9 protein-coding genes are annotated in these 14,238 nt (G+C 52.9%); 3 read left to right on the top strand and 6 right to left on the bottom strand.

The features are described from left to right. Position 1 precedes the first annotated feature (1 nt). The gene (locus LKE13_RS09565; RefSeq protein ID WP_227950625.1) at positions 2–3,667 is read left to right on the top strand and encodes a tetratricopeptide repeat protein; all 3,666 of its coding nucleotides are present in this window, start codon (positions 2–4) and stop codon (positions 3,665–3,667) included. Here LKE13_RS09565 and LKE13_RS09570 read toward each other — a convergent pair. The 5 genes from LKE13_RS09570 to pepN form a co-directional block, all read right to left on the bottom strand. After that, the gene (locus tag LKE13_RS09570) at positions 3,664–4,665 is read right to left on the bottom strand and encodes a threonine/serine dehydratase (RefSeq protein WP_227950627.1); all 1,002 of its coding nucleotides are present in this window, start codon (positions 4,663–4,665) and stop codon (positions 3,664–3,666) included. The genes LKE13_RS09565 and LKE13_RS09570 overlap by 4 nt on opposite strands. Next, positions 4,640–5,500 carry an alpha/beta fold hydrolase gene (locus LKE13_RS09575; RefSeq protein WP_227950629.1) on the bottom strand — a complete coding sequence of 287 codons (861 nt, stop codon included), beginning with the start codon at positions 5,498–5,500 and terminating at the stop codon, positions 4,640–4,642. Before LKE13_RS09575 ends, LKE13_RS09570 begins: the two co-directional genes overlap by 26 nt. 21 nt (positions 5,501–5,521) lie before the next feature. Then, positions 5,522–6,211 carry a haloacid dehalogenase type II gene (locus tag LKE13_RS09580; RefSeq protein ID WP_227950631.1) on the bottom strand — a complete coding sequence of 230 codons (690 nt, stop codon included), beginning with the start codon at positions 6,209–6,211 and terminating at the stop codon, positions 5,522–5,524. An 80-nt stretch (positions 6,212–6,291) separates the two neighbouring features. Further along, positions 6,292–8,481 carry a lytic transglycosylase domain-containing protein gene (locus tag LKE13_RS09585; protein WP_227950633.1) on the bottom strand — a complete coding sequence of 730 codons (2,190 nt, stop codon included), beginning with the start codon at positions 8,479–8,481 and terminating at the stop codon, positions 6,292–6,294. Positions 8,482–8,574: 93 nt separating this feature from the next. Further along, positions 8,575–11,214, bottom strand: coding sequence for an aminopeptidase N (pepN, locus tag LKE13_RS09590; RefSeq protein ID WP_415776508.1), 2,640 nt, complete (start codon positions 11,212–11,214; stop codon positions 8,575–8,577). 260 nt (positions 11,215–11,474) lie between these two features. On the opposite strand from pepN, the gene dapA reads away from it, so the two are divergent. Together dapA and smpB are read left to right on the top strand one after the other, a co-directional pair. Continuing rightward, complete coding sequence (gene dapA, locus LKE13_RS09595) at positions 11,475–12,353, top strand: 4-hydroxy-tetrahydrodipicolinate synthase (RefSeq protein WP_227950637.1); 879 nt, start codon at positions 11,475–11,477, stop codon at positions 12,351–12,353. Between the two features lie 17 nt (positions 12,354–12,370). Continuing rightward, entirely contained in the window at positions 12,371–12,823 is a 453-nt protein-coding gene (smpB, locus tag LKE13_RS09600) for an SsrA-binding protein SmpB (RefSeq protein ID WP_227950639.1), read from the top strand. A gap of 5 nt (positions 12,824–12,828) precedes the next feature. Here smpB and LKE13_RS09605 read toward each other — a convergent pair whose 3' ends face one another. Continuing rightward, positions 12,829–14,181, bottom strand: a complete 1,353-nt coding sequence (locus tag LKE13_RS09605) for a phospholipase effector Tle1 domain-containing protein (RefSeq protein WP_227950641.1) — start codon at positions 14,179–14,181, stop codon at positions 12,829–12,831. Positions 14,182–14,238 lie beyond the last annotated feature (57 nt).

Here is a 14,238-nt window from a genome sequence, read left to right on the forward strand (position 1 = left end):
TATGAACCGCGTTATCAATCATGGATTTAAGCATCGTCTGGGACAATCATTGTTACTGGCTACGCTGGTTATCGCGTTTCTGATGAGCGATGCCATGGCCGCCGCCCCGGTGACAGTGACGGCGGCAGATAAGGAAAATGTCGGTCGGCTTGTTTTCAACTGGGAGGCCGCGCCGGAATTCACGACAGAACAGGAAGAGGGATATCTTTATATCCGCTTCACGAAGCCTTTTGATACGGATCTTTCTGCAGCCTCTGCTGCGCTTGCGCAGTATGTTGGCAAAGGGGAGATACTGGAAGGAAAGCAGTCGCTTCGTTTTCCGCTCAAAGGTGCTCTGAGCATTGTCACGCGGCAGGAAACCAACGCCATTATTGTCGAACTTAAGAAAACCACCGAGACGGCAAAGAAGAAAACCGAGAGTGGTACCACAGCTGTTCGCCTGAGAAGCGGCGATCATGCAGATTTCAGCCGCCTCGTGTTTGACTGGCCGACAGCAAAAATCGGCTATAGCAGCCGCACAATCGGAGATAGCTTGATCATTACCTTCGATGCACCGGCGAAGATGGACGTAAAAGCGTTTAACCAGGATCCGCTCGATTTTGCAAAATCTATCTCCCTTTCGTATGTGGATGGCAAGACGGAAGTTTCCGTCCAGATGTCTCCCGATAGCGTCACGTCCAATTTCCGCAATGAGAACAGCATCGTTTTTGATATTAAAAAGGGGAAGGTGACGGCGAAGCCTGCGCCTGAGAAAGTTCAAGCTGCGAAAGTCAGTGACCCGGTAAAGAAAGAGCAACCTGTCAAGGCCGCAACGGTGGCAGTAAAACCCACAAACCTTGCACAAGAAGAAAAATCCGCCCAAAAAGCGCCGGTCATAGAATTGCCAGTAGTCAATCTGGAACCGAAAAAAGTAAAAACGGCTCCTGTGTCCACGATGACACCGACGAAAAAGGCTTTGGAAAAAGTCGCGCTTAAAGAAGATACGGCGCAAGAACTGCCTGCGCCGAAACCGATTGCCGGCTCTAATGTGGTTCAGCTAAAAACACTGGAGAGCGATGAGGCGCTAAACAATGTCTCTCCGTCCTCTGGCAAGGGATCTGGTTCAGCAATTGTTGCCATCAGCCCGACAATTATTCTAGATCCGGTCGTTAAGGAAGTGGACGTCGCGAAAGCTGACGTGCCAAAAGCGGCGCCTCTTGTCATCAAGGATGTCAAAGAAGAACCTGTTAAGAAGGTAGAAGCGAAGCTGGTTGTCTCGGAGCCACTTGCTGAGCCTGAAGGGCGCGGCCTAAAAGTTAAAATTGCTAATTTGAAGGACGGCTTTCGCCTTATTTTTCCGTGGGATAAGCCATCTGCAATGGCTATGTTTGAAGCCGGTGGTGCGCATTGGGTCGTTTTTGACAAAAAATCCAAGGCGAATTTTGAGAATCTTTCTGGACCATACAAATTCCTTGTTCCCAGTGCTCGCCAGATAGATCATGACGGCGCGACAGTGCTCCGTTTCAATTTCCGTGCTGGATATGCACCCAAGGTTCATAAGGTAAACGAAGAATGGTATGTGGATTTCCAGCTTGATGCGCCGCCGGTGATAACCCATCCGCTCGGTGTCCAGACGCAAGGGATCTCTGCTTCTGAATTTCGGGCCTTTATTCCAGCCGTGAATAATGGCAAAGAAGTCCGTTTCAATATTCCTGACAGTAAAGAGGAGCTTGTGGTGATGCCGCTGCGGGGTTCGGGCTGGGGGATCGCAGCGGAGCAAATTTTTAACAGTATTACCGTCCTGTCTACGGTGCAGGGGATCGCGCTTAATTCTACGGCCGCCGAGATCCGGATTGGTCATGAACAGAACGGACTGGCGGTCACGGCTGTCTCCAATGAATTCGCGGCCCCTCTCGTACCGAAGGAAGTTCCCAAAAAGCCGGGCGAAGAAATCTATCCGACACCGGAAATCGGGAAAGCGCAGTTTGTTCGCCTGAAGGAGTGGCAGCAGGTAAACCCGCTTCTTTTCACGATCAGGAAGCAGGAACTGCAGAACGCAGCGGCCGCGGCGGAGAAAAAGGACAAGCGTGCTGCTAAAATGACGCTTGCAAAATTTTTCATCGCGCATAACCAATTTGCCGAAGCGTCTGGTGTGCTGGCGGAGCTGCTCCGGAGTTATCCAAAAATTGAGAAAGACCGTGAGTACCGGCTTCTGACCGGACTGGCGGATCTTGGGATGCATCGCTATGAGGCGGCGGCGCGTAACTTATATCATGAAGATTTTGAAGGTGATGTAGAGGTGGCTCCCTGGCGCGGAGTGGTTTCGGCAAGCCTCGGGAATTGGAAACGGGCGGCGCAGGAACTCAACTATTCCGCGCCAGCTTTTGATGTGTATGAGAAAGAGCAGCGCGATCATTTTCGCTTGCTTCAGGCGCGCGCGGCACTCGAGAATGTGGATGTAAATAAGGCGAAACAGGCGCTTGATCTGGTGAAGTCGCCCGAGGAGAAAAAACAAAAAGCTGAAAAGGCCTATCTGGAAGGTGTCCTTGCATTGCAACTTAGCGATTTTCCTACGGCGTCGGCGAAATTTACCGAGGCAGTGAAACTCAATTACCGGCCCGTGTCGGAGAAGGCGCGCTTTAACAAGATCAATGTCGATCTGGTGGCCAAGCTGATCACGCCAGAGCAGGCCATTGCTGAATTTGAAAAACTCGATTTTTCATGGCGTGGGGATGCACAAGAGGTTGAGGTGCAGAAACGTCTTGGGGATCTCTATGTGGCAACGGGCCAAATTGGCAACGGGCTTGAAACGTATAAGCGGATTGTCCAGCATTTCCCGAAGTCGCCCTATTCGCGCGATCTGGGCCGCAAGATGAATAACCTGTTTGCGGAGCTGTTCCTGGATGGTGCCGCCGATGAGCTTCCGCCGATCAAGGCGCTTGCGATCTATTATCAGTATCGTGAACTGACGCCCGTCGGAGATCGCGGAGATAAAATGATCCAGATACTGGCGGATCGTCTGACACGGGTAGACCTTCTGGAGCAGGCCGCGCAGTTACTCGAGCATCAGGTCAATTTCCGGCTCAAAGGGCTAGCCAAGGCTCAGGCAGGCACGAAGCTGGCGATTGTTCATCTATGGAACGGCAAACCGCAAGAGGCCATGCGAGTTCTCTATGATACGCGTTGGCGCCAGCTGTCGCCCGAGGAGAAGAAAGAGCGTATCCATATTGAAGCACGGGCACAGGCGGGACTACAGAATTATGATGAGGCACTGCAGTTGATCGCGAGTGACGGCAGCATTGAGGCTGACGAACTTCGCGCCGAAATTCACTGGAAATCGCGTAAATGGGCCCGGGCTATCCCGGCAATTGAAAAGCTGATCGGCAATGGCGACAGCAAGGGTGAAGACTCCACTCGGCTTGATCGGCAGCGGGTCATGCAGATGGCCGTTGCCCATAATCTTTCCAACGATAAGAACGGCATCCGAAATTTGCGGCAGAAATACGCCAGCTTGATGGAAGGGACGCCCGATCAGGCCGCCTTTGATCTTATCACGGAGCAGAATGATCCGTCAGAAACAGAATTTCGGGAGCGGGCAACAGTTATCGCCAGAGTTGGCCAGTTGGAATCTTTTATGGCGGGCTATCGCGAAAAGCTTGAAAATGGTGAATTCTGGGCCGCGTTTTAGCCAGTTTCCTTCAGGATATCACAGTAGAGTGCCGGGTCGACATTGCCGCCGGAAGCGATTGCCACAACCGTCTTGCCCTGAATATCGATTTTCCCTTCAAGAAACGCAGCGAGGGCAACTGCGCCCCCCGGTTCAATAACGCATTTGAAATAATGAAAGGCCGTGCGCATGGCCGCGCGGGTCTCATCGTCCGTCACTACCAAGCCGCCCGAGAGAGTACGTTTGTTAATCCCGAAGGTGATGTCGCCGGGCATAGGTGTCACGATGGCATCGCAAATACTATGGTTGCCCGCGTCATTCTGAACGCGCTTCCCCGCAGAAAGAGAGCGGCTGGTATCGTCGAAGTTTTCCGGTTCTGCTGCGTAGATGTTGGTTCTGGGGCTGAGTTCCCGAAGGGCGAGGGAAGTGCCCGCAATTAACCCGCCGCCGCCCGCCGGTGCCGCGCAGATATCAGCCTGAGTATTCTGCTCTTTCAATTGCTCGGCAATTTCAACTCCCGTGGTGCCTTGCCCGGAAATGACAAAGTAATTATCATAGGGTTTGATGAGAGTTAGGTTGTTGTCTTTAGCAATTTTTTCGCCAATTTCCTCGCGTGACTGATGATACCGGTCATAGGTGATAACCTTCGCGCCATAGCTGCGGGTATTGTTTAGCTTGATGGTGGGCGAGTCTTCAGGCATCAGGATGGTTGCGGGGATATTCAGCATTTTTGCCGACAAGGCAACGCCTTGCGCATGATTGCCGCTTGAATAGGCGATAACTCCGGCTAACTTCTGCGCCGAGGAGAGGCGGCTCAATGTGTTGTAGGCCCCCCGGAACTTGAAGGAGCCTGTATGCTGCAATGTTTCGCATTTGAGAAACAACCGTGCGCCCAGTCGCTCGTTAAGCGCCTTTGATTCAAGAAGTGGTGTTCGCACGACGATTCCGCGCAGATGCTCGGCTGCATCCCGGACGGACTGATAGGACGGGGTTTTATCGAATTCGAGCAATGAACTCATCCAGTTTTGCGAGGGCTTCCGGTTCGTTCAGGAGCGGCACATGTCCCCGGTTTTCAAGGGTCACCGCTTCCATGTCAGGATCTTCTGCCTTCATGCGCGCAAAAACTTCTGCGCTTAACACATCCGAAAGCGCCCCGCGGATTGCGAGGACAGGCAAATCACCAAGTTCCTTGAAGAACGGCCAGAGATCGACCTGTTCATCGGAGTTGAGTTGTTCAGCCAGCGCTTTGGCTAGGCTCAGGTCATAGTTGAAGCGATAGTTCTTTGCCGTCTCATCATAGATGAAGGTCGTCTTCGACTGGCCCAACCAATCACTGTCCGAGATGTCCGGAAGAGCGCCGCCATAGATTCTTTTCTGTTCGGCCGCGGCCTCTTCTAGGGAAGCAAATCGCACATCTTTTCCAACATAATCAAGGATACGGCGGCTGCCAGCTTTATCGACTTCCGGTCCGACGTCGTTCAGGATGGCGCCCGCGATGAAATTTTTGGCGAGGCCTGCCATGGCGATGGTCAGCAAACCGCCGAGGGATGTTCCGACAAACAGTGCCTTCTCAATGCCTTTTGCTGTCAGGAAGGCAAAGATATCGCCAAGATATATTTGCGGATTATAGTTTTTATAGTCCGTGTCATAGGCGGACTTGCCACGCCCGCGATAGTCGAGGGTATAGACTTTCCGCGTCTTGGAATACCGCTCTGCGAAGTCGTGAAAATCGAGGGATGACCGGGTCAGGCCGGACAGGCAAATAAGCGGGCAAGCGCTCTCGTCTGATCCGTATTCCCTGTAATGTAATTTCAGGCCGTCCTGTGACGGGTAGTAGTTTTCACTGAATGCCATAGGTAAAAGATATCCTGTCTATCAATTGGCACCGACAATGGCCGGGAGTTCATCAAGTGTTTTTATCTGGCCATCCGGCGTTCCGGGAAGCCGCTCAGCCGCCTGACCGAACCGGTTACACCAGACAACATTAAATCCGAAGGCTTTTGCGCCATAAGCGTCCCAGCCGTTGGACGACTGGAAGGAAATTTCTGCGGAAGTCAAGTCAAGCCGATCAACCGCCATTTGATAGGTGGCCGGATCGGGTTTGTATATCCCGACATCCTCGATCGAGTAAATTCCGTCAAGAAGTGGGGTAATGCCCGCATTATCTGCGGCAGCGGCAAGCATCTTTGGTGTGCCATTCGACAGGATCGCACATTTGATTCCGGCGGATTTCAATTGCTCCAATGTCGGTTTCACCTCTGGATAAGCGGAGAGGGTTAGATAGAGGTTCATCAGCCGCTCCCGCAGTTCCGGGTCTTCCATGCCGACGCTGGCCAACGCGAAATCGAGAGCCTCTCCCGTAACCTGCCAGAAATCCGCATGACGCTTCTGTAAACTGCGCAGCCAGGTATATTGAAGCTGCTTCAATCGCCAGATATCGGCAATCTCCAGCCATTTATCACCAAGAGTGGCCTGTTCCGCGCGGGCGGCTGCATTGACATCAAATAGCGTGCCGTAAGCATCGAAAACGCAAGCCCTGATATTTTTAAGGTGAAGGGATGCCATGGGTCATTCTTCCTCAATTGCGCGCCTCGGCCAATGTTGGCGATGTAGGGCGTCAATGCAAGTAAAGAATTTCTGTGGTGCTAGTGAGTCGCCATGCCCCGGTTGATGTCATAGCTAATTTTTAGGACGCTGCCGTCCTCCTCGGCTAATCGCTCACGATAGACCTGAAGATTTTCTATCACTCGCTGGACATAGTTCCGGGTCTCGGAAAAGGGAATAAGTTCAATCCAGTCAACCATGTCGATATCGCCGGAACGTGGATCGCCCCATTGTTTCAACCATCGGCTGACATTTGCCGGCCCGGCGTTATAGGAGGCAATCGCCAGCACGTAGGAGCCATTAAATTTCTCGATCAGGCTAGCGAGATAGGCGCTGCCGAGCATCGCATTATAAGAAGGGTCTGCCGTGAGAAGGGGCTTTGAATAGTTGACATTCAGCTTGCGCGAAACCTGCTTGGCGGTGCCGGGCATTAGTTGCATTAACCCGCGCGCACCCGCCCATGAAACGGCGTCGCTGGCAAAGGCACTTTCCTGCCGCGTAATGGCCAGCATCAGCGCAGGCTCAATCGGCGGATTTTGAATGGCGAGCGACGGGGTCGGCCAGTTGATTTCCGTAAGCTCTGTGCCTAATTGAGAGGCGCGCTTGGCAATCGCAATGGCATAATCCGGGCGGCCGATGGCGGTCGCGAGGTCGGCCACGGCGATATATTCTGATTCGTTTTGCGCTTTCTCTGTCATCGCCAGCAGGAACGGCTTTGTCCATTTTGCCGCGCCGATTTCAGCGAGATGACGGACGATCAGGATTTGCTCGTCTTTGCTGCCCTCATTGCTGATCAGTTTTCTGGCGGAAGCGATCTGCGGAATGGCCGGTAGTTTTTTTTGTCCCAATTCATGCAGGGCCATCTGACCGTAATAGGTCGTGTAATATTGCGCGGCGACTTTGTACCAATATTCGGCCATGACTTTTTCGCCGAGATTTTCCTTCGCTCGGCCGATCCAATAGGCACCACGGGACCGGCTGATGGGATAGCTCACATTCTCGTAAAGCCGGGTGAAATGTAGCAGCGCCTGTTCCCCGTCATTGAGAAAACGAAGCATAATCCAGCCGGATAGCCACTCTGCCGCAGCAAAGTCTGCGCCGTCGGTGAGGCCATGCTGACTCGCAAGATTGTAGGCCTCTGTAATATGACCCTTGGAGAGCAGCTTGCGCGCATGGAGATGGCGTTCGGGCCACCAGATATCTGCACGGGGGGCGGTATCGTCGATCTCAAGTAGCAACTCGCGGGATTCATCATCAAGGGCTTTGCGCCGCCGCCATTTCGCGCGCTCAAAAATCAGGCCCGGATCATTCTGGAGGTCGGCAGGAACGGCACGGATGGCCTGGTCCACATTCCATGAGTTCCGGATCAGGCGTATGCGGGCAGTTGCCAGTTTTTTCGCATCCTCGCTGAGGAGAGGAAAGAGGCGAACGGCGGCGTCCGTCTCCCGCTCCCACAAGAGATGATCAAGGCGTTTTTCATGATCCGAGGTTGTGAGGAGACCGTTATATTTTTTAAGAATTTCACTTTCAGTTTGCTTGGAAAATTCACCAAGGAGCCAGGCTTTACGGACCCAGTTTGTTCCGTCAGCTTGCTTGCCAATGCTTATCAGGGCATCGCCGTAGCGGTACATGCCAATACCAGTCACCGGTTCATAATGTGCGAACCATTTCAGGATACGTGCCCGACTTACCGTCTCATCCAGAGCCTGTTCTGCGCGACGGCGCAGGGTGCGCTGGCCGGGCCAGTCTGGATGATCGTCAATAAAGCGGGAGATCTGATCAAAACTGGCGTGGTTGCGGTAGGCCCTGAAATAGCGCCATTCGATGACTTCTGCAGGTAATTTGTATGTTGCGCGCCGGGAGATTTCGAGCGCGCTGTTCCATTGTCTGTTATCGGCGGCGGCAAAGGCTTCCTTGTAAATTTTTAGATCTCGCGCGCTCAACAGTCCGGTCGTGAGTGGGTGTGGGGGCAGCTCAATACCAATCGGGCGTTTGAACGGGATCGGTGGCAAGTCGGTCATGAGAAGCGCCACAGGCCCGATTTCAGGCTTGGATCGGGGCAGGGGAACGAATTCGCCCTCTGGCAAAGTACCAACAGGGAGAGAGCCGTTCGTCGTTACGTGAGGAGTAGAGGGGATGCCGCCCAGCGTCGCCTTGCCTGCGGCAATCACAGGCAGCGGGATAAGCATTGTACTGGTCATCAGCGCCACAAGGGCGAACTTTTTTCGCATTACCCAAACCGATCATTTAAACGACGATGTAAAAGCAACTCCTCAATCTGTAACGGCAATAAAGACATATTAGCAGATTTTCGAATAATTTGACTAATTATGCAGGCTTTTGTTTGCCATTTCGTAAACATGATCAGATAAATCCGGTAATTTCAGGATTTTCTCAAGTTCTGCCATCATCAGGCTTTGCCGATCCTTATCGTAACGCCGCCATTGGCCCAATGGCGCGACAAGTCGCGCTGCAATTTGCGGATTTGTTTTATTCAGTGCCGTAATGACACCGGAGAGAATCCGGTACCCTTCGCCAGATCTCTCATGGAAATAAACAGGATTACCCGATGCAAACGCTCCGATCAGGGAGCGTAGACGGTTCGGATTGCGCAAGGTAAAGGCCGGATGCTCCATCAAAGCCTTGATATCGTCAATTGTGCTATCCCGCACGGCCATCGCCTGCAATGTGAACCATTTATCGACGATAAGGGCATCTTTTTGCCATTTCTGGTAATAATCCGCAAACATTGCATCACGAACCGGATTGGTAATGTCCTTAAGACCAGCAAGTGCCGCAACGCTGTCGGTCATATTGGCGCTGTTGCGGTACTGGGTGTCGGCGAGGGTGATATATTCTTCCTTTCCTGTAGCAATCAAGTAGCTGAGCGCCGTATTTTTGAGTTTCCTGCAGCTGCTTTCAGGTTGGTTGGCAGGTATCGGGGCAGTTGCGCACTCATTGTACAGTTTGCGCCAATCATCCTCGAAGGTAAGGCCGATTTGCTGTCTTGCGGCCTCGCGGATCTTATGAATAGCATCCACATCGACGATCGGCATTTTCTGTGCGATGTCCTGCTCCCCCGGCAAGGTGAGGGCTGAGGCGGTAAAGGCGCGATCGAGGCTCTTGTCAGCTAGAATTTCCGCATAGGCATTTACGTATGCCGCGGGCAGCGTTCCGCCGTCACCATCAGCATCGATCTCTTTGAGGATAATATTGCTGGCGAGTCGCTGCCCGGCGTCCCAGCGATTAAACAGGTCTTCATCTTTTGCAAAGAAGAAGGCGAGGGCGTCGTCGCTCATATCCTGACGGATTATAACGGGTGCGGAAAATCCCCTGAACAGGGACGCTTGCGGCTTGCTCGTGAGTCCAGGAAAAACAAAGCTCTGGCGTGTCTTGGTGAAGTCAAAAACACCTTCCGTCTTGCCCTTGCTGGGGCCATCGGTAAAGGGAATTGGCTTGCCATCTTCATCTAGAAGGCCCAATTCAAGGGGGATATGCAGGGGTTCAAAATCTTCCCCGGCTATAGCGTTTTTCTGTTCAAGCGTCAGCTTGTATTGACCAGTATTTGCATCGAATTGTTCGTCCACGCTGATTTCCGGCGTGCCTGGCGTAACGTACCAGCGGCGGAACTGTGTGAGGTCAACGCCAGAACCGTCTTCAAGTGCGGAGACGAATTCCTCGGTCGTCACCGCCTGTCCGTCATGTCGTTCGAAATATAGATCCATACCTTTGCGGAATTTTTCTTCGCCCAGGATTGTGTGGATCATGCGGATGACTTCCGCGCCCTTTTCATAGACTGTGGCGGTATAGAAGTTATTGATCTCCACATAGCTTTGCGGCTGTATGGGATGGGCGAGGGGGCCACCATCCTCTGGGAACTGTGCTGCGCGCAGGCGCTGGACATCGCTGATACGCTGAACCGACGCGGAATTCATATCGGCGGAGAACTGTTGATCGCGGAAGACGGTGAGCCCTTCCTTCAGAGTGAGCTGGAACCAATCCCGGCAGGTAATGCGATTGCCGGTCCAGTTGTGGAAATACTCATGGGCTATGACGCTCTCAATACCGTCGAAATCAGCGTCTGTTGCCGTCTCGGGCGAGGCCAGTACATATTTTGAGTTGAAGACGTTGAGGCCCTTGTTCTCCATCGCGCCCATGTTGAAATCGCTGACGGCAACAATCATGAAGATATCGAGATCATACTCGCGGCCGTATTTCTCCTCATCCCACTTCATGGATTTTTTTAATGAGGTCATGGCGTGGCCGCATTTATCCTCATTGCCCTTTTCGACGAATATCTGCAGTTTGACGTCACGGCCCGAAAGGGTTGTGAAATTATCCTCCACAACCGCAAGATCGCCCGCAACCAGCGCGAAGAGATAGGCGGGTTTCGGATGCGGATCGTCCCAGGTGACGCTCTTGCGTCCGTCGGACAGCGTTTTCTCGTTTGTCAGATTACCGTTGGAGAGCATGACGGGGTATTTGTCCCCATCCCCGATGATGGTGGTGGAAAAGACAGCCATAACATCCGGCCGGTCAAGGAAATAAGTAATCCGGCGGAAACCTTCTGCCTCGCACTGGGTGCAGAAATTTCCGCTGGATTTGTAAAGCCCCTCCAACGCGGTATTTTCCTGCGGCTTGATCCGGTTGACGATTTCAAGTGTGAAATCGGTAGTTACTGGTGCAATCGGGAGGTGAAGCCATTCCTCGGTTACGCTGTATTCGTCTGGCGTCAGCATATGCCCGTCCATTTTGACGGATTGCAGGACCAGATGCTCCCCATTCAGACTGAGTTTCGTGGCGTCCTTGTCATTGCGCTGAAGCGCCAGTCGCGAGGTTATGACAGTATCATCCTCCCCTAGCTCGACGGTCAAATCGACGGTCTTGATCAGGAAGTCCGGCTCCTTGTAATCTTTAAGATAGATTGTGGCGGGCTTAGAGGCAGGTTTGGACAAGGGGAACACCTTCTACAGAAATAAAGACAATGAATTTAAGATAACCCCCTTATCACTTTGATCAAGAGCCGATGATGAAGCAATGTTGCGATAAATCGTCAAAATGCGAATACGAGCGTACCGGAAGTGCAGTTACTGCTTGCCTTAGGGGGCATCATGCCTATAAATCAGGCGGTTCGCCGCGATAATGAAAGGAATGCCCGAATGGTACGGGCGCAATGATATGCGAGGCGAATACAACTACTGAAACTTACTTAAGGATTATTGTCATGTTTAGAGGATCGATTACAGCGCTTGTCACTCCCTTTGATGGAGAGCGTCTGGACGAAAAATCGTTTCAAGACCTCTGTGACTGGCAAATAAAATCCGGAACCAAGGCGCTTGTGCCTGTCGGCACCACAGGGGAATCCCCGACGTTGAGCCACCCTGAGCATGATCGCGTGGTGGAACTTTGTGTTGAGGTCGCGAAAGGCCGTGTGCCGGTGATGGCTGGGGCAGGCTCCAACAATACGCTGGAAGCGATCCGCCTGACGAAGCATGCCAAAGCCGCCGGCGCCGATGCCGCGTTGATCGCCATGCCCTATTACAATAAGCCGACGCAGGAAGGCATGTATGCCCATTACAAGGCCATCAATGATGCAGTCGATATCCCGATTTACATTTACAATATTCCAGGACGGTCGATCGTTGACATGACGCCGGAGACCATGGGGCGCCTGGCAAAACTTAAAAATATCGTCGGGGTCAAGGATGCAACCGGTGACGTTTCGCGTGTCTCTTTGCAACGGTTGCACTGCGGGACGGAGTTTAATCAGCTCTCTGGTGAAGACGGCTCGGCCATCGGGTTTAACGCCCACGGCGGGAATGGTTGTATCTCGGTGTCTGCGAATGTTGCGCCGGAGTTGGCGTCCCAGATGCAGGAAGCGAGTCTTGCAGGTGATAATGCGAAAGCGATAGAGCTGCAGGATCGCTTGATGCCTTTGCATCGGGCCCTGTTCCTTGAATCAAGCCCGGCACCCACCAAATATGCGTTGTCACTGCTTGGGAAGTGCAAACCGGATGTTCGTATGCCGATCATCCCGGTGGTGAAAGATGAAACCAAGCGGGAAATTGAGGCAGCGATGCGCCATGCGGGCATCCTGAACTAACAAAGGCAGATATAGCTATGGGCCGCACGATCGCGGAAAACCGGAAGGCCCGCTACAACTACTTCATTCATGAAGAGTTCGAGGCGGGCATGATCCTGCTCGGGACGGAGGTGAAGAGCCTCCGCGCCGGGCGGGCAAACATTCAGGATGCCTATGCATCTTTTGAAAATGATGGCCTGTATCTGATTAATGCGCATATTTCTGAATATGGCCATGGCAACCGTAATAATCACGATCCGCTTCGGCCGCGCCAGCTTTTGATGCATAAAAAAGAAATAAGGAAGATTTCGGGCCAGATTCAAAAGGCGGGTAAGACGCTTGTGCCGTTGTCGATGTATTTCAATGATCGCGGCATTGCAAAGGTGAAAGTCGGTCTTGCGTCGGGCAAGAAGCAGCATGACAAGCGTGCGACGGAGCGTGATCGCGACTGGGGACGCGAAAAACAGCGGTTGCTGAAAAGCAGCGTTTGACTCTTTTAGGCTGTTGCCTCCGCCGGGAGCGGGCTCACGAATTCAAGCCCAAGAAAATTGTCTTGCACCCAGACTACCCGGCTTTTTAACCCGTCGGAAAAGGCGCGGGAAGATTGCAGGACCAGCTCTGTGCCTTTGGGCACATTCCCCTGATACCAGACTTTCGCGCCGGAACGACTATAATCCACGAGGCTGACGTTCATCTTTGTCTCGTTGGTTATTATATGCCCCGGCCAGTCTATTTTTGTGCGTGCGTGCCGCCGCTTGTTGGCTGTGGGGCCCATTTGTTCCCGATAAACCGGCATATCGCTGTCGGACAGGCTTGCCAGTTGTCGGGGGCTGTATTTCTTGTCGAGCTCCCGCCGTTTTAGCACGGATTCATGGAGTTTTTCCGGTTCGTATCCAGGCGGGAAATCTTTTCCAGACAACCCGATAGGTCGATTGAACATCTTCTTGAAGGGGACGCGAACACCAAAGACCTTCCGTCGGTACATGGCAATATTTCCCAAAATATCAGGCGCACTCATCTCTTCCAGCTTTTCAAGATCAATATGAAGGCCCTGTTCGGCAGCCCGGTCCAGCATCCAGCGCAGTGCGATATCCGACAGGCGGCTGTCACGGCGGCCACCAACAATATTTTCATGAGAGCCGGGGAACCAGACTTGCTCAACGGCGGTTGTTGCCCGCGAATGGATCCCGGTCCAGAGGCCTGGCTTGAACCGGCTACGCCGTTCATCAAGCGCGAGGGCCTGGAATGCGCTATCCACATTGGCGTTGATCTTGTGATCGTGAAAGGTCATCCAGCTTTGCGATATACCGTGCAGACCGGGCAAGGGTAGACCGTGGCTGCCAACTGTATCCCAACAGCCAAGAAAGCGGATCCGTGCCGGCTGAGAAGGGAGATGCTCGGCAAGAGATTTGGCCCCCGGGGACGCAAGGGCCTCCACCGGGATTTGGCTGTACTCATACGCCTCCGGCAGGAGGTCGAGTTTCTCGGGTGGCAATATGCCAACTTTTTCCAGCAGGTCTGTCAGCCGTCGGATGTTGCAGGCACCAAGACCGGCACCGAAAAGATAAATCTCGTCCTCCTCACCGCGATAATTATGTGAGAGGAAGGTGTAGCTATTGAATATTTCCGCCTTCATGCCAAGGCCAAACGTGCGCTGCATCAGTCTTTTGAATGCGCCGGGCTTTGCCTCCAGGTCATGGAGATAGCGTATTTGCTCATCTCCACTCTCATGGGTCTCTGCGATTGAGTGGAAAGCAAGGGTGGCGTTGCCGGGAACGCGTCGGTTCTTGCTCCTGAATTGCGGGGCAATCCAGCTGCCGTCACTCAAGACCACAAGTTTTCGAGCCATACGCTTACCTTTTATTGGCAGACAATTATAGTATAACGAGTGTCACGGGCGGCTTGA

The sequence above is a fragment of the Sneathiella sp. HT1-7 genome (assembly GCF_020731145.1).
GTDB lineage: Bacteria > Pseudomonadota > Alphaproteobacteria > Sneathiellales > Sneathiellaceae > Sneathiella.